Genomic DNA, 20166 nt, shown 5'->3' on the forward strand with positions numbered 1-20166 from the left:
TGAACACACACAGGGCGGGCGCACGACGTGTCAACACACGCCGTGCGCCCGCCCGTTGACTCTGCCCCGACCCGGCACGCGAACCCGTGCCGCGCCGGGGGCGCGTCGGGTGAGCTACGAAACCGCCGCCGGATCCGCCGACTTGGCGACCCCGTCGGTGTCGTCCTCCTCGTCCCCCATGGCGATCCCGCGCCGCTTGGAGATGTACACGGAGCCGCCGATCACCAGGAAGGCGAGGATCGCGATGAACACCCGTACGCCGACGCTCTTGTCGTCGCCGTACGAGAACTTGACGATGGCCGGAGCGATCAGCAGCGACACCAGGTTCATGACCTTCAGAAGCGGGTTGATCGCAGGGCCCGCCGTGTCCTTGAAGGGGTCACCGACCGTGTCACCGATCACCGTGGCGGCGTGGGCCTCGCTGCCCTTGCCGCCGTGGTGTCCGTCCTCGACGAGTTTCTTGGCGTTGTCCCAGGCACCTCCGGAGTTGGCGAGGAAGACGGCCATGAGCGTGCCGGTGCCGATCGCGCCCGCGAGGAACGAACCGAGAGCCCCGACGCCGAGCGTGAACCCGATCGCGATCGGTGTGAGCACCGCGAGCAGACCGGGGGTGGCCAGTTCGCGCAGCGCGTCCTTGGTGCAGATGTCGACGACACGCCCGTACTCCGGCTTCTCGCTGTAGTCCATGATCCCGGGGTGCTCGCGGAACTGCCGCCGCACCTCGTAGACCACGGCGCCCGCGGACCGCGACACCGCGTTGATCGCCAGCCCCGAGAAGAGGAAGACGACCGCGGCGCCCGCGATGAGACCCACCAGGTTGTTGGGCTGCGAGATGTCCATCATCAGGTTCATCGGCGCGCCCGGTCCGGAGACCTTCTCGCCCACGTCGCTCGCCGCCGTGGTGATCGCGTCACGGTACGAGCCGAAGAGGGCCGAGGCGGCGAGGACCGCGGTGGCGATGGCGATGCCCTTGGTGATGGCCTTGGTGGTGTTGCCTACGGCGTCCAGGTCGGTGAGCACCTGCGCGCCCGCGCCCTCGACGTCGCCGGACATCTCGGCGATGCCCTGCGCGTTGTCGGAGACCGGTCCGAAGGTGTCCATCGCGACGATGACGCCGACGGTGGTCAGCAGACCGGTTCCGGCGAGCGCGACCGCGAACAGCGCCAGCATGATCGACGTACCGCCGAGCAGAAACGCCCCGTACACGCCGAGGCCGATCAACAGGGCGGTGTAGACGGCCGATTCGAGACCGATGGAGATGCCGGCGAGGACGACGGTGGCCGCGCCGGTCAGGGAACTCTTGCCGATGTCCCGGACGGGACGGCGGCTGGTCTCGGTGAAGTAGCCGGTCAGCTGCTGGATCAGCGCGGCCAGCACGATGCCGATCGCGACGGCCAAGACCGCGAGGACACGTGGATCGCCGCTCTTGGCCTTGATCGCCGCGTCCGTGACACCGTCCAGTTCGCCGTAGGAGCCCGGGAGGTAGATGTAGACGGCCAGGGCGACCAGCACCAGCGAGATCACCGCGGAGATGAAGAACCCACGGTTGATCGCGGACATGCCGCTGCGGTCCGAGCGGCGGGGGGCCACCGCGAAGATGCCGACCATCGCGGTGAGGACACCGATCGCGGGCACGATCAGCGGGAACGCGAGCCCGGCGTCACCGAACGCCACCTTGCCGAGGATCAGCGCGGCGACGAGCGTCACGGCGTACGACTCGAAGAGGTCGGCGGCCATACCGGCGCAGTCGCCGACGTTGTCGCCCACGTTGTCGGCGATGGTCGCGGCATTACGGGGGTCGTCCTCCGGAATGCCCTGCTCGACCTTGCCGACCAGGTCGGCGCCGACGTCGGCGGCCTTGGTGAAGATGCCGCCGCCGACGCGCATGAACATGGCGATCAGTGCCGCACCGAGACCGAAGCCCTCCAGGACCTTCGGCGCGTCGGCCGCGTACACGAGCACCACACAGGAGGCGCCCAGCAGACCGAGCCCCACCGTGAACATGCCGACGACGCCACCGGTACGGAAAGCGATCTTCATGGCTTTGTGCGAGACCGCGGTGAGATCCTTTTCGGGCTCACCCTCTGCCGGGGTCGCTTCCCGCGCGGCGGCGGCCACGCGGACATTGCTCCGAACGGCGAGCCACATACCGATATAGCCGGTGGTCGCCGAGAACGCCGCGCCGATCAAGAAGAAGATCGATCGGCCGGCGCGCTGATTCCAGTCGTCCGCGGGAAGCAGCATGAGCAGGAAGAACACCACGGCGGCGAATACGCCGAGCGTGCGCATCTGTCGTCCCAGGTAGGCATTGGCGCCCTCCTGGATCGCCTTCGCGATCTCCTTCATGCTGTCGGTTCCCTCGCCGGCCGCGAGAACCTGGCGCACCAGGATCCCCGCGACCACGAGCGCGGCCAGCGCGACGACGGCGATGACCACCACGATGAGGCGGTTGCCGTCCGTCAGGACCGCGGCTGCGAGGGTTGTGGGATGGCCAAACTGCTGAGGGGTAGAAAGCCCCGCCATTCGTCCTCCTTGACGCTTGGGCTGAGCTCAAGATGTGGACGGATTCTAGGTACCGGAACCTGATCAAAACAGTGGGCGGTAAGCGGAATTAATCTTGACGTACTCTTCAGCAAATGATCGCCGAGCGCCACAGGGCCCGAATGGAGTAATGCCTCTGAGGCATTGACGCGTGATCCAGATATCACGCCACTGATCGTGAATGAATTCACGAAAGGCCGTAAGCGATCACCCGTACAGCCGCCCTACAGGGCGCGTGCCGACGCGGCACATGCCTCGGACGTGGCGGAAGGGTCCTGAGGGAAACGGCGGACGCGGCGGAGCGGGGCGCCGCGCGGGACCCCGGACATGCCGAAGGGCCCCACCGAGTAGGGCCCTTCGGGGCAAGAAAAAAGAGGGGCGGTTGTCAGGTAAGAGCCACGGCCGGCGGCGTGGTGGGCCAGCTCATCCTGATCAGTCCGCCGTTCTCTCCGGCGATGACTTCCACGTCGTCCACGAGACCGCTGATGACCGCGAGGCCCATCTCGTCCTCTTCGGTCTCCACATCCGGGCCGCCGGAGGCGGCGCCGGACGCCGCTCCACCGGGCACCGAACCGGGCGCCTCGTCACCGACCTCGATGGAGAACTGCTTCTCCTCCTCGATCAGCGACACATGCACGGGAGCCGAGATGCCACCGCTCTGGTGCAGCCCGACGGCACGAGAGCAGGCCTCGCCGACAGCGAGCCTGACCTCGTCGAGTACGGCCTCGTCCACTCCGGCCCTGCGCGCCACCGCTGCCGCCACCAGTCGGGCGGTCCTGACGTGCTCGGGCAGCGCGCTGAAGCGGAGTTCAACGGTGGCCATGCATCCCCCTCTGAACTACGGGCGTGCTGTCAGGAGGCCGGGCCGCGGGCCCGGCCTCCCACTTCTCGAGCCCGGGCCGGAACCCGGGAGACCGGTGGTCAGTCGGTCGCGTTGACCGCCTCATCCACCGAGGTGTGAATCGGGAACACCTTGGTGAGACCGGTAATACGGAAGATTTTCAGAATGCGCTCCTGGTTGCAGACCAGACGCAGCGAGCCCTCGTGGGCACGGACGCGCTTCAGGCCGCCGACCAGCACGCCGAGACCGGTGGAGTCGAGGAAGTCCACGCCCTCCATGTCGACGACGAGGTGGAAGCTGCCGTCGTTCACCAGCTCGACCAGCTGCTCGCGCAGCTTGGGCGCGGTATATACATCGATTTCGCCGCCGACCTCGACGACCGTACGGTCGCCATTGGGGCCGGACACATTGCGAGTCGACAGGGACAGGTCCACGGATCCTCCAGCACCTTGCTATCGAGCGGTCGCCCCATGGGACACCTCGGCAGAGCCCCCGGGACGGTTCGCCAGCCGCGATGGCATTCAATCACTTACCGGCAGGCGTGCACGACGCCTTGGGTCCATTGTCCGTCACGCCAGTGACACACTCGATGCCGATGGCCAAGAATCACCGATCCGATCGATCCTCGACGGACACAGCTTCCCGCCCCTCGCCGAGTACGGTCCTGGACCGGCTCGCCTCGGGGCCGAGCCGGGCTTCGCGCATCACTCATACGGAGCACTTGCCCCCGCGAGCGGGTCGCCATGCCGTCTGGCCGGACCGGATCCGTTCGGAGGTCATCGCCGCGGTGCAGGCCGCGGGTATCGAACACCCGTGGGCCCACCAGGCCCGCGTCGCCGAGCACGCCCTGGACGGCGAATCGGTGATCGTCGCGACGGGCACCGCCTCCGGCAAGTCCCTGGCGTACCTCGTCCCGGTCCTCACAGCCCTCCTGGACGGCTCCGAGGCGCCGAACGGCCGTGGAGCCACCGCGCTGTACCTGGCGCCCACGAAGGCCCTCGCAGCCGATCAGCGGCGTTCCGTGAAGGAACTTTCACAACCGCTCGGCAATGCGATACGCCCGGCCGTGTACGACGGCGACACGCCGTTCGAAGAACGCGAGTGGGTTCGCCAGTACGCGAACTACGTCCTGACCAACCCCGACATGCTGCACCGCGGGATACTGCCCTCCCACCCCCGCTGGGCCTCCTTCCTGCGCTCCCTGCGCTACGTCGTCATCGACGAGTGCCACACCTACCGCGGTGTCTTCGGCTCCCACGTCGCCCAGGTGCTGCGCCGCCTGCGCCGCCTGTGCGCCCGCTACGGGGCCTCCCCCGTCTTCCTGCTGGCCTCCGCGACCGCCGCCGAACCCGCCGTCGCGGCCCGCCGTCTGACCGGCCTCCCGGTCGTCGAGGTCGCCGACGACGCCTCCCCTCGCGGAGAACTGGTGTTCGCCCTCTGGGAGCCCCCGCTCACCGAACTGCACGGTGAGAAAGGTGCACCCGTCCGGCGTACGGCAACCGCCGAAACGGCCGATCTCCTCACCGACCTCACCGTCCAGGGCATGCGCTCGATCGCCTTCGTACGGTCCCGGCGTGGCGCCGAGCTGGTCTCGGTCATCGCCCAGGAACGCCTCGCCGAGGTCGACCGCTCGCTCGCCCGGCGCGTCGCCGCCTACCGGGGCGGTTACCTCCCCGAGGAACGCCGCGCCCTGGAACGTGCCCTGCACTCCGGCGAACTCCTCGGCCTCGCCGCCACCACCGCCCTCGAACTAGGTGTCGACATCTCCGGCCTCGACGCCGTCGTCATCGCCGGCTATCCCGGCACCCGTGCCTCGCTCTGGCAGCAGGCGGGCCGCGCAGGCCGCTCCGGGCAGGGCGCGCTGGCCATCCTCGTCGCCCGCGACGACCCGCTGGACACCTTCCTCGTCCACCATCCCGAGGCTTTGTTCGACCAACCGGTCGAATCCACCGTCCTCGACCCCGACAACCCGTACGTCCTCGCCCCGCACCTGTGCGCCGCTGCGGCCGAGATCCCCCTGACCGACGCCGACCTCGAACTCTTCGGCCCCGCCACCGCCGATCTGCTGCCGCAGCTGGAGGCCGCGAAGCTGCTGCGCCGCCGGGCGACGGCCTGGCACTGGACGCGCCGCGAACGGGCCGCCGACCTGACCGACATCCGCGGCGGGGGCGGCACCCCGGTGCAGGTCGTCGAGTCCGGCACCGGGCGGCTGCTCGGCACGGTCGACGCGGGTGCCGCGCACACGGCGGTCCACGAGGGCGCGGTCCACCTGCACCAGGGCCGCACGTACCTGGTGCGCAAACTGGACCTTGAGGACTCCGTCGCCCTGGTCGAGGAGGCCAGCCCCCCGTATTCGACGGTCGCCCGCGACACCACCTCCATCGCCGTTCTCGAAACCGACATCGAAGTCCCCTGGGGCGACGGACGGTTGTGCTACGGCTCCGTCGAAGTCACCAACCAGGTCGTCTCCTTCCTCCGTCGCCGTGTCATCACCGGCGAGGTGCTCGGCGAGACGAAGCTCGACCTCCCTCCCCGCACACTCCGTACGCGCGCCGTCTGGTGGACGGTCACCGAGGACCAGCTGGACGCGGCGCGGATCAACCCGGAGATCCTCGGCGGCGCCCTGCACGCCGCCGAACACGCTTCCATCGGCATGCTGCCGCTCTTCGCCACCTGCGACCGCTGGGACATCGGCGGCGTCTCGGTCCCCCTCCACCCGGACACGCTCCTGCCCACCGTCTTCGTCTACGACGGCCACCCGGGCGGCGCCGGATTCGCCGAGCGCGCCTTCCACACGGCGCGCTCGTGGCTCATCGCCACCCGCCAGGCCATCGCCTCCTGCGAGTGCGAAGCCGGCTGCCCTTCCTGCATCCAGTCCCCCAAGTGCGGCAACGGCAACGACCCCCTGCACAAGCGAGGCGCCGTACGCCTCCTCACAGAACTCCTGCGGGCTGCGCCGGACGAGTGACGCCGCCCGCCCCGCGGCGCCCCGCCCCGCTCGGCTCGGCTCGGCTCGGCTCGGCTCGGCTCGGCTCAGCTCGGCTCGGCTCGGCTCGGCTCGGCTCGGCTCGTCAGGGTCTCGTGCGTCCCGCCACGAGCGCCGCATTTCCCATGGGCGCTCGCGAGGCCGGTGGCCGAGCAGGCCGCGCCGCCTCCGCCTCCGGAACGGGCAGCTGCACCGGCACCGGCACCGCGGGCGGTATCGACTACGAGTTCGTCGGGACCTTCCGCCCCGCAGGCACTTCCGCCCTCGTGGATGGCTGTTCCTCCGGCCCGGCTGCCGCTCTCTCCTCCGACTCCGCGGCAACCGCCGGCCCCAAGCGGGCCTCCCTCTCCTCGATCGCATCGGTTCCCGCGGATGGCTCCCCCCTCGGCGGTCGCCATGCCTCAGCCCGCGCAGAAGCCTCAGGTCCTCCGGAGGACTCCGTCCCCGGCGGTACCGATGCTTCGGTATCGGGTGGACCGGCGGCATCCGTCCCCGGCGGTCCCGCCCGCGCCCTGGCCTCGGACGTGAACAGTCCGTCCTCCGACGCCGCCGTCACATCCGAGATCTCCCCCTCGACCGCACACCGGACGAGCCGAGCGTTCTGCGCCCGGGCCACCCGGTCCGCGCGGGCGCACGCGGCCACGCTGCCGTCGCTCCAGTGGTCGGCCGCGGCGAGGGCCGCCAGATCGGCTGCCCCTGCCGCCCGGTGCCGCGCCACGGCGGCGTGTCCCATCACCAGCACCACACCGAACACGGCACAGAGTGCGGCCATCGCGCCGACCGTCCACACGGTGGCCGACCCTCGGTCGGAGGGCCTTCCCCTCCTCGCACTCTCCCGGGCCCTACCCCCGCTCTCGTCACCTCCCGTCTCGCTCCGTCCCCGGCGCCTGTCCCGCCAGGCGCTCCGCCTGCTCATCGTCCGCTCACCCCCACCGTCTCCTCCGCCAGCGCCACCGCCTCGTCGCCGACCCCCAGGGAGAGCGTCGTGGGGCCCGGCGTCCGCGCGTCGACCGTCACCCTGACCAGGTCCGTCTCACGGCTCACCGTGACCTTGGCGCCGGCGGGGGCTACTCGCCGAGCGGTCGCCACGACGGCTTCCTGCGAGTCCTGGCGTGCCGCCGCCCGGGCACCCGCCCTCGCCGCGTCCACGCACTGGATCTGCGCGGACGCGGCGAGCAGGGCCCAGACCAGCGAGATCCCGACCAGTACCAGTGAGGGCAGGACCACCGCCGCCTCGGCGGTCACGAAACCACCGTCCCTGCCGGCTCCGCTCTCCCTCAACAGGGCCGCGCGTTCCCCTCGTTCACGTCTGGCCATTGAGTGCCCGCCCCACGATGCCCTGCAGTTCCTCGCTGACCTGCCCGCTCGTCACCACCTTGTAGAGCACGGCGGCGAAGGCCACCGCCGCGATGACTCCGACCGCGTACTCGGACGTCACCATCCCCGCGTCCCTGCGCACCAGTCGTGCGAGCATCCACGCCCGCGTCCGCGTACGTCCTCGCCTCAGAACCCGTACCGTCCTGCGCATTTCCAACCCCCGTAAGGTCGAACCCTGTCTGTCGTGTGGTCCACGTGCCGCGGTCCACCTGTCTTCGTCAGTCACCACCTCCGTCCGTCAGCCGGCACCTCCTTTCAGCAGCCCGCCGGCCAGCCCGATCACCACGGGCAGTACGCCGATCGCGAGGAACGCGGGGAGAAAGCACAGCCCCACAGGCGCGGTGACCATGACGGCAGCCCGGCGTGCCCGTGCCGTCGCCGTGCGGCCCCACTCGGCGCGGGCCTCCGCCGCGAGCCTCCCGACCGGCACGGCCGCCGGCACGCCCGAGTCACCCGCCCGTTCCAGCAGCCGCGCCAGCCCCTGGGCACCCGGTATCGACGCCAACCTCCGCCACGCCTCGACCGGTTCACCCCCGAGCCGCACCTCCGCCGCACCTCGTGCCAGCCGCTCGCCCACCGGTCCGCCCAGGGCCTCACCCACCGCCTGCGCCGCCGTCACGGGACTCGCACCGGCCGCGATGCAAGCGGCCACCAAGTCTGCGGCGAGCGGGAGTTGCCGGGCCGCCACGGCTTCGTCGTACTCGACGGGATCCCCGGCCGCCTTCCGCAGCTTCCTCTCCCGCCACCACCGGATCCCGACGCCGGCCGCCAGGCCCACCACAGCCCCGACGAGACCGCCGACCAGGATCCAGCCCACACACACTGCGGCCGGCACGGACAGCCACCTGCGGCCGGAGCCGCCGAGGTCGAAACGCCGTCGCGGTGGAGGCGCCTCCAGGGCCAGCAGCACGGCCAGCCGTCCGCGCATCCTTCGCTCGCGCCGCACCGCCCCGATCCACCGGGCGGACGATCCGAGCAGGAGCACCCCGCACACCGCCGCCCCCAGCCTGTGGACAACGTCCAGACTCATGTCGCCTCCGCTCCTCGTACGATCCGCAGCGCCCACCACAGGCCCACGCCCTCCAACACCCCGCCGACCAGCAGGCACCCCAGCCCCGGACCCGTGTGCAGCAGCACGTGCAGCGGATCGGCGCCGAGCGCCGTGCCGAGCAGAAGACCGAGAACCGGAAGGCCCGCGAGCATCGAGGCCGTCGAACGGGAGCCCGCCAACTGCGCCCGCATGTCCGCTCTCTGATCACGCTCGGCACGCAGCGCACCCTCCAGCCGGTCCAGCCCCGCTGCGAGTCCCGCACCCCGGTCCACGGCGACGCGCCAGCACGCGGCGAGTCCCACCAGACCGTCGGCGCCGGGCTGACGAGCCGCCTCCGTGAGCGCACCCGGCACATCCCCTCCGAACCGGGCCGCCGCCAGCACCATCGGCTGCCCGCCACCGAGCCCGTCCGAGTCGCGCGCCGCTCCGAGCAACGCCTCACCCGGCTGCCGTCCAGCCCGCACCTCACCGGCGAGAGCACCGCACAGGGCGATCACCGCGTCGCCGCGCCGCTCCCTCTCCCGCCGCGCCTCCGACGCCCGCCTCACCCGGCCCAGCAACGGGACTCCGGCCGCCCCCAGGAGAAGAGGCACCAGCGAGGAGCCGATCACCGCGATCACCAACCCGGCCACGAGCGACCAGAGTTCAGGCCGCATCCGTGCCCGCAGGCGCCTCCACTCGGCGCCGGCCCGCTCCCGGTGGGGCGGACCGACCCCCTCGGCCACGCCGCCCGCCAGCAGCAGCCGCGCCCTGCGCGCTTCCGCGCCGCGCCCGCTCATCAGCCAGGCCGCGATCCCGGCACACGCCATGGCGGCACTCACGTGCACATTCGCCGTCTCACCGATCGCCATCCCACTCTCCGTCCGCCTCCCGGCCACCGGGCGCGGGTGCGCCCCCTTCTCGGCCCGTTGCCGCAGGGGCCCTAGCAGTTCTCGTAGCGCCCTCGACCCCGTGAACTCCCCGCGCGTCGATGCGAATCGGCCCCTGATGGGCTTGTCCGCCGTCCCGAAGCAGCCCCCGCAACCGCTCCCAGCCGCGCTCGTACGCGAAGGCCTCATCGCCCCACCGAAGGGCCGGCACGGTGAACACCAGCCCCGACGGGTCGCGTTCGAGGACGTGCACCTCGGCGATCCGGCGTCGGCCCGCCCGGTCCCGGACGAGGTGCAGCACCACGGACAACGCCGCCGCCAACTGGCTGTGCAGAGCCGCCCGGTCGAGCCCTGCCGCGGTACCCAGCGCCTCCAGGCGGGCCGGAACCTGCGCCGCCGCATTGGCGTGGACCGTGCCGCAGCCGCCCTCGTGACCCGTGTTCAGCGCCGCCAGCAGCGAGACGACCTCAGGGCCGCGCACCTCACCGACGACCAGCCGGTCCGGGCGCATCCGCAGGGCCTGTCGGACCAGGTCCTGGAGCGCGACGAGCCCGACGCCCTCCTGGTTGGCCGGACGCCCCTCCAGGCGCACCACATGCGGATGGTCGGGCCGCAGTTCCGCCGAGTCCTCGGCGAGCACGATCCGCTCACCGGGGCCCACGAGACCCAGCAGCGCGCTGAGCAAGGTCGTCTTGCCCGACCCCGTGCCTCCGCTGATGAGGAAGGACAACCGCGCGTCCAACAGCGCTCTGAGCACCCGGTCCCCTCCCGGTGGCACCGTCCCCGCCGCGACCAGTTCCTCGAGCGTGAACGCACGCGGCCGCACGACGCGCAGGGAGAGGCAGGTGGACCCGACGGCGACGGGTGGCAGCACCGCGTGCAGCCGTGTCCCGTCGGGCAGCCGGGCGTCCACCCACGGCCGGGCGTCATCGAGCCTTCGGCCCGCCACGGCCGCGAGCCGTTGCGCGAGACGTCGTACGGCTGCCGCGTCCGGGAAGGAGACGGATGTCAGCTCCAGGCCGCCACCCCGGTCCACCCACACCCGGTCGGGTGCCGACACCAGGACGTCGGTCACCGACGGGTCGGCGAGCAGCGGTTCGAGGGGGCCGCTGCCGACCAGCTCCGACCTCAACCGGTCAGCCGCACCGAGGACTTCGGCATCCCCGAGCACCCGGCCCTGCGCACGCAGTGCCTGCGCCACCCTCGCCGGGGTCGGTTCGGAACCGCTCTCGGCGAGCCACCGGCGCACTCCGTCCAGCAACTCGGCGGGCTCGTCGGCCACGGACCATGTGTCCCCCGGTGTTCCGAGCGCCTCTCCGGCCGCGGCCCACGCTTCCGCCCTGCCGGTCGGAAAGCCTCGGGGTAAGCCCCTCGCATCTGTCGTGCCGGCCATCCGACTCCCGTACGCCCCCGCGCCGTCCCCGGGTCGCGCACCCGATGTCCCCGTGGGCGACGCGTACGCAGGGCCGTCCCGCGCGTCCGTCCGCCCGTACGGCAAGCCCTGGCGCGGATCCAGCGGCCCCCTGCCCTGTCGACCTTCGAGGCCCGCTCCGCAGTCCATGCCTGTCGTCGCGTCCCAGCTCATACGCCCCCTCCTTCGACCGCAATCCGCTCCCAGAAGGCCGCACAGAACCGGGCCAGTGGCCCGCGGGCCACACTCCCGGGCGGCGGGCCGCCGTCCAACGGGAAGGGCTCTTCAGGCACTTCACCCACCAGGGGCAGGTCGAGCAGTCGAGCGACCTCGCGGTCGTCCAGCCCCGGGGCGAACGGGCCCCGCACCGCGACCCGCAGATCGCGCAGGACCATGCCGGCCGCGGACGCCATTCGCCCGGCCGCCGCGATGGCGCGCAGATCGCCCGGGACCACCAGCACCCCCACATCGAGCTGGGAGAGGACCTCGGCGACCCCCTCGTCGATGCGGCGGGGCAGGTCGACGACGACCGCGCCGCCACGTCGTCTGGCGGCGGCCAGTACCGCTCGTACGGCTCGCGGCGGGATGGTGACCGCGTCACCCCTGTCCCAGCTGAGGACCCGGAGGGCGTGCAGTTCGGGCAGAGACTCCTCCAGGGCCCCGCCGCCGACCCGGCCGCGGGAGGCGGCGAAGGCAGGCCAGCGCAGTCCCTCGGCCGCCTCTCCGCCCAGGAGTACATCGAGTCCGCCGCCCAGGGGATCCGCGTCCACGAGCAGGGTGCGCCTTCCCTGGCGCGCCGAGGTGAGGGCGAGTGCGCAGGCCAGCGTGGACGCGCCGGCACCGCCGCGGCCGCCGAGGACGCCGACGGTGAGGGCGGGCCTGCCGATGCCCTCGGTCACGTCGGCGATGCGGTCGACCAGCCACTGCTCGCCGTCCGGCAGCATCAGGACGTGGTCGGCCCCGATCTCGACGGCTCGTCGCCAGACTCCGGAATCGTCCTGATCCCGGCCGACAAGCACGACCCCCCTTCTCCGGGTGGCCCCGCGCACCCGCGGAGCGGCGTCGTCGCCCACCAGGACGAGGGGGGCCGCCTCCCAGCTGTCCCTGCGTTCCGGAATCCCGTGATGGACCTCGGGCCGTGCTCCCGCCGCCGCGCAAAGGCGCAACAGGTCGTCGAGCAGTTCGACGTCCTCGGTGACGATCAACGGTCCGCCCTGCCGCCCCTCGGCGGTGGGCGGCCGGTCGTGTGTGATGGTTCCCGCCACGATCTCCAGCCCCCTTCGCTGCTTCTTGCGCGGGGCCCTCCAGGACCCCGCGATTCACGCCCGTATGAAGAGCCGGCCGGCGGCCTCCATATGAACGGCCGATACGAACCGGCCGAACGCGTCCGACAAACGGAACCCGCCATGAACTGGCGGCGAGCGGAGCGCGTGGGAATCACGGTGCAGCGATCCCGGAAATCGTGTGGATCTTGGTCGAAAACTGTGGACAACTCAGTGGCTGTGAATATCGCCTTCACTCATACCGGTGAGCTCTCAATATCTTCCACAGAGCAGCCTCATGACTACACACAGTCATGAATCATGGACATGAAAAAAGCGCGGCCTGAACGGTGCCGAAGGGCTCCGAGGCCGCGCAGAAGAGGGAAGGAAAAGCATCCGGACATGCGACGACCCCCGCCGGGGGGGAGAGCGGGGGTCGTCCCCACGGCCGACTCGGGGGGGGAGGAGCCGGACCGGGTTAGCACGGTCGCGAACGATCCGTGACTTCCATGGTGTACCCGAGAGCCTTCTCAGGCAAACCCACGCGCCTCACCTTACGCCGAATGGTGGGCCCTATGCTCAACCTTGTGGAAAGCCACTCCTTGCCCCGTACAGCCGCCTTCTTTGACCTGGACAAGACGGTCATTGCGAAGTCGAGCACGCTCACGTTCAGCAAGTCGTTCTACCAAGGCGGACTGATCAACCGCAGGGCGGCCTTGCGCACCGCGTACATCCAGTTCGTGTTCCTGGCCGGTGGTGCCGACCACGACCAGATGGAACGTATGCGCAAGTACCTGTCGTCGATGTGCCGCGGCTGGAACGTCCAGCAGGTCAAGGAGATCGTCGCCGAGACGCTCCACGACCTCATCGACCCGATCATCTACGACGAGGCCGCCTCGCTCATCGAGGAGCACCACACCGCCGGACGCGACGTCGTGATCGTGTCCACGTCCGGGGCCGAGGTGGTCGAGCCGATCGGTGAACTGCTCGGCGCGGACCGCGTGGTGGCCACCCGCATGGTCGTGGGCGAGGACGGCTGTTTCACGGGCGAGGTGGAGTACTACGCGTACGGGCCGACGAAGGCCGACGCGATCAAGGACCTGGCCGCGTCCGAGGGCTACGACCTCTCCCGCTGCTACGCCTACAGCGACTCGGCGACCGACGTGCCGATGCTGGAGTCCGTCGGCCACCCGCACGCCGTGAATCCCGACCGCGCCCTGCGCCGTGAGGCGGTCGCCCGCTCCTGGCCGATCCTGGACTTCCACCGCCCCGTCCGCCTCAAGCAGCGGCTGCCCAACCTGTCCGTACCGCCCCGGCCGGCCCTGGTCGCGGCCGCGGCCATAGGAGCGGCGGCCGCCACGGCCGGGCTCGTCTGGTACGCGAGCCGGCGCCGCGCCGCGGTGGTGTGAACAACCCCGCCCCAGGGGGCGGGCACACACGTCTCGCGCGAGCCCCGAAGCGAGCGCCACGCGTGCGCGTGCAGCCCGCGAGCGCCCTTTTCCCACCCTTTGAACCTAAAAGTAAAGAAGTGTGGCCAGGGGTTCCGCTTCCTCCGGACCAGGAGTACAAAGGGGTTAACGGCCCGCGAGACCAAGGACATCCGCGAGGATCACCTTTGAACGCAACAAGGCCCCACGGACCGAGCATGGACATCGAGCACCCACGCGACGTCGACCCGTCGATTACGGGCCAGCCGCACCAGGTGACGGGCCGAAGTTCCCGACCTGATGGGCAACATCCGAGGACGCTTGGTAACCCGGTGAACATGCCAGCGGCGGTACGAGACCTCGTACCGCCGCAACCCTGTCCAGGGTGTGTCCCCTTCCCGGCCCGCGGACCGGGAAGCCTGTCACGCTAGGCCGCGCCTCGCTGAAGCGCCTCGCAGACCGCCGCGGACTCCCGCGCGCCCAGCTCGACAGCCTTGCCGCAGTGGGCGATCCACGCAGCCATGCCCTCCGGCGTGCCGGAGACATAGCCGTCCAGCGCCGCCAGATAGGCCGCGCGGCCCAGCTCCGCGTGACCGACCTCCACCGGACAGATCGACTTGGGGTCGAGACCACTGCCGATCAGCACGATGCGCTCGGCCGCGCGCGCGACCAGACCGTTGCGGGACGTGAAGGGGCGCACGGCGATCAGCTCACCGTGCACGACGGCCGCCGTGACCAGCGCGGGCGCGGAACCACCGGCGATGATCAGCTGCGAGAGGCCTTCGAGCCGGCCGGCGACCTCGTCCGCGTCCGGCAGCGGCAGCTCCACCAAGGGCTCGTCGACCCGCTCGCCGCGCTGCCGCGGCCGACCGGTGTCGTCACCCTGGTCCGCCGCCGCCACCAAATGCAGCCGGGCCAGTACCCGTAGGGGCGACTGCCGCCAGATGGACAGGAGTTGCCCCGCCTCGGCGGTCAGCCGCAGGGCCGCGCCGACTGTGCGCGCCTCGTCGTCCGAGCTGAAGTCGGTCCGTCGGCGCACCTCTTCGAGAGCCCAGTCGGCTCCGGACACCGCCGCCGAACCGCGCGCACCACGCAGCGCCGCCTCGGATGTGATCTCGTTGCTGCGGCGCCGCATGATGCGGTGCCCGTAGACCCGGTCCACGGCCTTGCGGACGGACTCAACGGATTCGGCCACCCCGGGAAGCGAGGCCAGCGCCGCGAGCGGATCGGCGGTCGCACCTGTCGTACTCATGAGTACGACCCTACGCACCTCACGGCCGCACCCCACGAAGGAGTGGTCTTCTTCACGCAGTGCGACCACAGAGTGCGATCAACGCACTACTCTTGGTGAACATGAAAATTGCTTTCGTCGGGAAGGGCGGCAGCGGCAAGACCACCCTGTCGTCGCTCTTCGTCCGTCACCTCGCCGCCTCAGGGGCTCCGGTCGTCGCCGTGGATGCCGATATCAACCAGCATCTCGGGCCCGCACTCGGCCTTGAGGAGACGGAGGCCGCGGCCCTCCCCGCCATGGGTGAGCGACTGCCCCTCATCAAGGACTACCTGCGCGGTTCCAATGCGCGCATCACCTCCGCCGAGACGATGATCAAGACAACCCCGCCCGGCCAGGGGTCGCGGCTGCTGCGGATCGACGAGACCAACCCGGTGTACGAAGCCTGCGCGCGACCGGTGGAACTCGACGGCGGCACGGTCCGTTTGATGGTCACCGGCCCGTTCACCGAGGCCGATCTGGGAGTTGCCTGCTACCACTCCAAGACCGGCGCGGTGGAGCTCTGCCTGAACCACCTCGTCGACGGCCCCGGCGAGTACGTCGTGGTCGACATGACGGCCGGCTCCGACTCCTTCGCGTCGGGACTCTTCACCCGCTTCGACATCACGTTCCTCGTCGCCGAGCCGACCCGGAAGGGGGTCTCCGTCTACCGCCAGTACAAGGAGTACGCCCAGGACTTCGGCGTCACCCTCAAGGTCGTCGGCAACAAGGTGCAGGGCCAGGACGACATCGACTTCCTGCGCGCGGAGGTCGGCGACGACCTCTTGGTGACGGTCGGACACTCCGACTGGGTGCGCGCCATGGAGAAGGGCCGGCCGCCCCGGTTCGAGCTCCTGGAGGAGGTCAACAGGCAGTCCCTCTCCCGCCTGAAGACCGCCGCCGACGCCACCTACGAGCTGCGCGACTGGGATCGGTACACGCGTCAGATGGTGCATTTCCACCTGAAGAACGCGGCCAGTTGGGGCAACACGAGGACCGGGGAGGACCTCACGGAGCAGGTCGACCCCGCCTTCGTGCTGGGTGAGAGCCCGCTGGCCACAGCCTGAGCAGCCGGACGGCCCCAGCTCCTCCGAAGAGGGGCGAGGGGCCGGTCCGGACGGGTGCGTCCCTACTGCTTGAGGGCCGGCGCGCCGGGGACGCCCTTCGGGGCCGGGGCGGGGCTTCCGGAGAGGAAGGACGCCCAACCCTGCCGAGGAGCCTCACCGACACCGAGGCCGCGGAGCTTGGCGACGGTGGCCGGGTCCTGGGCGTCGAGCCAGTCGGCGAGCTGCCGGAAGGAGACGCAGCGGACCTCGGCCTTGTTGCAGACCCCCTGGACGACCTCGTCGACGGCACGCATGTAGTTGCGGCCGTTCCAGGACTCGAAGTGGTTGCCGATCACCAGGGGCGCGCGGTTCCCGTCGTAGGCGCGCTCGAAGCCCTTGAGCAGGCCGTCACGCATCTGGTCGCCCCAGAGCTGCTGCTTGTCGGGGTCGCCCTGGGTCTGGGTGCCCGACTGGTTGACCATGAAGTTGTAGTCCATGGTCAACTGCTCGTAGGAGTGGCCGGGGAAGGGCACGAGCTGCATCGACAGATCCCACAGCCCCTCCTTCTTCTGCGGCCAGAGCTGGTCGTTGACGCCGCTGGTGTCGTAGCGGAAGCCCAGCTGGTGGGCGGCCTTCATGAAGTTCTCCCGTCCCTCCAGACAGGGAGTGCGGGCGCCGATGAGTTCCTTGTCGTAGTCGAACGGAAGCGCCGATTCCTTCTTGAGCCCCGTGTTGGTCTTCCAGGACTTCACGAACGACTTCGCCTGGGCGATCTCGCTCTTCCAGTCGGCGACCGACCACTGGCCGACCCCGCCCTCCGTGCCGCAGAAGTGGCCGTTGAAGTGGGTGCCGATCTCGTTGCCCTCCAGCCACGCGCCGCGCAGCTGCTTCACGGTGTCCTCGATGCCCTGCTGGTCGTTGAAACCGATCTCCGAGCTGCCGGCCGAGTGCTGGGGCGGCCGGTACAAATCGCGCTTCTCCTCCGGCAGCATGTACACGCCACTCAGGAAGTACGTCATGGTCGCGTTGTTGGCCTTGGAGATCTTCCGGAAGTGGGAGAAGAGCTTCTGGCTGTCCTCGCCGGCACCGTCCCAGGAGAAGACCACGAACTGCGGCGGCTTCTGGCCGGGCTTCAGGCGCTCGGGCCGGGGCAGATGCGGCTGCGCCCCGGTGTACGAGGTGGAGCCGTCGCCGATCAGACGGACCGCTGCCTTGGGGGCGGGCGCGCCTTCCGCCTTCTTCACGGTCTGCGTGGCGTGGGAAGAGGGTGTACCGCCCGCGCAACCGGCGAGCGCCATGGCGCAGGCCGCGGCGAGTGCTGCACCCGCGGCGATCCTCTGGGTGGCGGCCATCTCCGCCCTCCTTTTCCTCGGTCGGTCAACCCCTGGTCAGGGCGTCATGGGGTTGGTGTGCAGCCGTGTTGCCGACAGCGCCGCCAAGGTTTCACGGGACCGAGAAGGAATAAGTACGACAAGCCGATAAAAAGCTCCCTTCACTCCAGAGGGTGATTTACTGCCCCATTTGCTCCGATTTACCGCATGAGCGCTTTACCCTGCATTACGATCCGTTTACCGAGCGTTGAAAATCCCGCCGCTGCACGCCGTGACCCACGGCCGCGACCCGCCCCCCGCCGCAATCGGACGGGGGACCACCTGTTCCGCGACCGCGCTGCCCCGGAGGAGACGGGAACATGTCTGCCTGCGTCCCCACTCGCGCCGCCGATCCCACTCGGCCCGCCCACACCCACCAGCCTCACAGCCCCCCACCGACCCCACCCCGCCGATTCCGCATCGAGAGCGCGGACCTGTCGGCCGCCATCGCGGTCTTCCTGATCGCCCTCCCGTTGTCCCTCGGCATCGCCCTCGCCACCGGCGCCCCGCTCCAGGCCGGCCTCGTCGCCGCCGCTGTGGGCGGACTCGTGGCCGGGCGCGTCGGCGGTTCGGCGCTCCAGGTGAGCGGCCCCGCCGCCGGCCTGACGGTCGTCACCGCCGAGCTGATCCAGCACTACGGCTGGCGAGCGACCTGCGGCATCACCGTGCTCGCCGGCATCACCCAACTCGGCCTCGGCTGCCTGCGCGTCGCGCGGACGGCACTCGCGGTCAGCCCCGCGATCGTGCACGGCATGCTCGCCGGCATCGGCGTCACCATCGCCGTCGCCCAGTTGCACATCGTGCTCGGGGGCGTGCCGCAGAGCTCCGTCCTCGACAACCTCGTCGGCCTGCCGGACCAGGTGGCGCGCATGCAGCCCGCCGCGGTGTCCATGAGCGTGCTGACGCTGGTGCTCCTGTTCGCCTGGCCGCGCCTGCCCGGGCGAACCGGCCGAATGCTGCGCAAGGTGCCCGCCGCCCTGGTCGCCGTCGCCGGCGCCACCGCGACCGCCTCGCTCGCCGGACTGACCCTTCCCCGGGTCGACCTGCCCTCCTGGAGCAGCCACGCACTGGCCGGACTCCCCGAAGGCCCTGTACTCGGCATCGCCGCCGCCGTCCTCACCGTGACGCTGGTGTGCAGCGTGCAGTCGCTGCTCGGCGCCGTCGCGGTGGACAAGCTGGTGAGCGCCCGGCCTGAACTCCAGGCCCGCGTGGGCCGTTCCCGCCTCGACAGGGAACTCCTCGGCCAGGGCGCCGCCAACGTCGTCTCCGGCGCGCTCGGCGGACTGCCGGTCGCCGGTGTGGCCGTCCGCAGTTCCGCGAATGTCCAAGCGGGCGCCGTGAGCCGGAACTCCACGATGCTGCACGGCGTTTTCGTTGTAGTCGCCGCGCTGCTGATGGTCCCGATCCTGGAGCTGATCCCCCTCGCATCGCTCGCCGCCCTGGTGATGGCCGTCGGCATCCAGATGGTGTCCCTGCACCACATCCGCACGGTCACCCGCCACCGCGAAGTGCTGGTCTACGCCGTCACCACACTCGGCGTCGTGTTCCTCGGAGTCCTCGAGGGCGTGGCGCTCGGGGTCGCCGTGGCCGTCGGTGTCGCCCTGCACCGTCTCACCCGCACCCGCATCACGCACGAGGAGAAGGGAGGAGTCCATCACGTCCGCGTACGAGGGCAGTTGACGTTCCTGGCGGTGCCGCGACTCAGCCGCGCCCTCCACCTCATCCCGCGCGGGGCCGACACCGTCGTGGAGTTGGACGGCTCGTTCATGGACCACGCGGCGTACGAGTCACTGCAGGACTGGCAGAGCGGGCACAGCGCCCAGGGCGGCACGGTGGAGATCACCGGCCGGGCCGGGACCCGGATCGCCGAGCCGGCCGACTCCGCGCACTGCCGCTGCCGACCCTGGACGCCGTGGCGGAACCATCACTGCGAGGATCCCAGCGCCATGGGACCCACCTCCCGTTCCGACGGGGACGACCAGGAGGCCGGTGAGCCCCGGCCGAGCGGGCACCAACTGGCGCGCGGCATCAGCGCGTTCCAGCGGAACACCGCTCCCCTGGTGCGCGAGGAGCTGGCCAGGCTCGCGCGGGAAGGGCAGCGGCCGTCGCAGCTGTTCCTGACGTGTGCCGACTCCCGGCTCGTCACATCGATGATCACCTCCAGTGGTCCGGGTGACCTCTTCGTCGTGCGGAACGTGGGCAACCTCGTGCCGTTGCCCGGGGAGGAGAGCGGGGACGACTCGGTGGCCGCCGCCATCGAGTACGCCGTGGACGTGCTCAAGGTGCGGTCCATCACCGTGTGCGGGCACTCCGGATGCGGGGCCATGCAGGCGCTGCTGGCGTCGGAGCCCGGAGGGGCCCTCACGCCGCTCAAGCGGTGGCTGCGACACGGGCGGCCGAGCGTGGAGCGGATGACCGACGCGGACCGGCCGAAGCCGCGCCTCACCGGACGGGAACCCGCCGACACGGTGGAGCAGCTCTGCCTGACCAACGTGGTGCAGCAGTTGGAGCACCTGCGGGCGCACGACTCCGTCGCGCGGGCGCTGCGCGAGGGCGCGCTCGAACTGCACGGGATGTACTTCCACGTCGGTGAGGCCCAGGCGTATCTCTTGGCCGACGGGCTCGAGGCCGAGGTGTTCGGGCACGTGGGCGCGGCGGACGATCTGCGTCACCCCGCTTGAGCGACGCTGGTGCGCGGCCCCGGTCGACAGGGCCGCG

General features: G+C 70.8%; 15 protein-coding genes and 1 pseudogene. 4 read left to right on the plus strand and 12 right to left on the minus strand.

All coding sequences use genetic code 11. From position 1 onward, the window contains the following. Positions 1-114: 114 nt before the first annotated feature. From ABZT74_RS00135 to bldG, 3 genes are all read right to left on the minus strand, one after another. Positions 115-2523 (minus strand): sodium-translocating pyrophosphatase, encoded by a 2409-nt coding sequence (locus ABZT74_RS00135; protein WP_356432552.1) that lies wholly within the window; start codon positions 2521-2523, stop codon positions 115-117. A 403-nt stretch (positions 2524-2926) separates the two neighbouring features. After that, positions 2927-3364 carry an ATP-binding protein gene (locus tag ABZT74_RS00140; RefSeq protein ID WP_355882218.1) on the minus strand — a complete coding sequence of 146 codons (438 nt, stop codon included), beginning with the start codon at positions 3362-3364 and terminating at the stop codon, positions 2927-2929. 98 nt (positions 3365-3462) lie between these two features. Further along, complete coding sequence (gene bldG / locus ABZT74_RS00145) at positions 3463-3816, minus strand: anti-sigma factor antagonist BldG (RefSeq protein ID WP_037625427.1); 354 nt, start codon at positions 3814-3816, stop codon at positions 3463-3465. A gap of 80 nt (positions 3817-3896) precedes the next feature. On the opposite strand from bldG, the gene ABZT74_RS00150 reads away from it, so the two are divergent. Next, positions 3897-6350 (plus strand): DEAD/DEAH box helicase, encoded by a 2454-nt coding sequence (locus ABZT74_RS00150; protein WP_356432555.1) that lies wholly within the window; start codon positions 3897-3899, stop codon positions 6348-6350. Positions 6351-6858: 508 nt separating this feature from the next. Here ABZT74_RS00150 and ABZT74_RS00155 read toward each other — a convergent pair. The 7 genes and pseudogenes from ABZT74_RS00155 to ssd all read right to left on the minus strand — a co-directional run. Continuing rightward, a pseudogene (locus ABZT74_RS00155) lies at positions 6859-7179 on the minus strand (Rv3654c family TadE-like protein); the annotation flags it as partial. A 101-nt stretch (positions 7180-7280) separates the two neighbouring features. Next, the gene (locus ABZT74_RS00160; RefSeq protein WP_356432558.1) at positions 7281-7685 is read right to left on the minus strand and encodes a TadE family type IV pilus minor pilin; all 405 of its coding nucleotides are present in this window, start codon (positions 7683-7685) and stop codon (positions 7281-7283) included. Continuing rightward, complete coding sequence (locus ABZT74_RS00165) at positions 7672-7842, minus strand: DUF4244 domain-containing protein (protein WP_355882228.1); 171 nt, start codon at positions 7840-7842, stop codon at positions 7672-7674. Before ABZT74_RS00165 ends, ABZT74_RS00160 begins: the two co-directional genes overlap by 14 nt. Positions 7843-7983: 141 nt before the next feature. Beyond that, positions 7984-8775, minus strand: a complete 792-nt coding sequence (locus ABZT74_RS00170; protein WP_356432561.1) for a type II secretion system F family protein — start codon at positions 8773-8775, stop codon at positions 7984-7986. Beyond that, a complete protein-coding gene (locus ABZT74_RS00175; RefSeq protein WP_356432564.1) occupies positions 8772-9647 on the minus strand; it encodes a hypothetical protein in 876 nt (291 codons plus the stop codon). The genes ABZT74_RS00170 and ABZT74_RS00175 overlap by 4 nt, the downstream gene beginning before the upstream one ends. Beyond that, on the minus strand, positions 9634-10947 hold the full coding sequence (locus tag ABZT74_RS00180; protein ID WP_356432567.1) for a TadA family conjugal transfer-associated ATPase: 1314 nt from the start codon (positions 10945-10947) through the stop codon (positions 9634-9636). Before ABZT74_RS00180 ends, ABZT74_RS00175 begins: the two co-directional genes overlap by 14 nt. Before the next feature lie 299 nt (positions 10948-11246). Then, positions 11247-12341: a septum site-determining protein Ssd gene (gene ssd, locus ABZT74_RS00185; protein ID WP_356432570.1), complete on the minus strand. Its 1095-nt coding sequence runs from the start codon at positions 12339-12341 to the stop codon at positions 11247-11249. Positions 12342-12913: 572 nt separating this feature from the next. Here ssd and ABZT74_RS00190 point away from each other — a divergent pair. After that, positions 12914-13747: an HAD-IB family hydrolase gene (locus tag ABZT74_RS00190; RefSeq protein ID WP_355882243.1), complete on the plus strand. Its 834-nt coding sequence runs from the start codon at positions 12914-12916 to the stop codon at positions 13745-13747. 445 nt (positions 13748-14192) lie between these two features. On the opposite strand, the gene ABZT74_RS00195 is transcribed toward ABZT74_RS00190, so the two are convergent. Beyond that, positions 14193-15017, minus strand: coding sequence for an oxidoreductase (locus ABZT74_RS00195; RefSeq protein WP_355882246.1), 825 nt, complete (start codon positions 15015-15017; stop codon positions 14193-14195). A gap of 101 nt (positions 15018-15118) precedes the next feature. Here ABZT74_RS00195 and ABZT74_RS00200 point away from each other — a divergent pair, with 101 nt between their 5' ends. Then, a complete protein-coding gene (locus ABZT74_RS00200) occupies positions 15119-16099 on the plus strand; it encodes an ATP-binding protein (protein ID WP_356170535.1) in 981 nt (326 codons plus the stop codon). Between the two features lie 62 nt (positions 16100-16161). Here the strand turns inward: ABZT74_RS00200 and ABZT74_RS00205 are convergent, their stop codons facing one another. Next, positions 16162-17430 carry a hypothetical protein gene (locus tag ABZT74_RS00205; protein WP_356432573.1) on the minus strand — a complete coding sequence of 423 codons (1269 nt, stop codon included), beginning with the start codon at positions 17428-17430 and terminating at the stop codon, positions 16162-16164. 338 nt (positions 17431-17768) lie between these two features. Between ABZT74_RS00205 and ABZT74_RS00210 the strand changes: the two genes are divergently transcribed. Then, positions 17769-20129: a SulP family inorganic anion transporter gene (locus ABZT74_RS00210; protein ID WP_356432576.1), complete on the plus strand. Its 2361-nt coding sequence runs from the start codon at positions 17769-17771 to the stop codon at positions 20127-20129. The last annotated feature ends 37 nt before the right edge of the window (positions 20130-20166 follow it).

This window comes from Streptomyces sp. NPDC005302 (assembly GCF_040607345.1).
Lineage (GTDB): Bacteria > Actinomycetota > Actinomycetes > Streptomycetales > Streptomycetaceae > Streptomyces.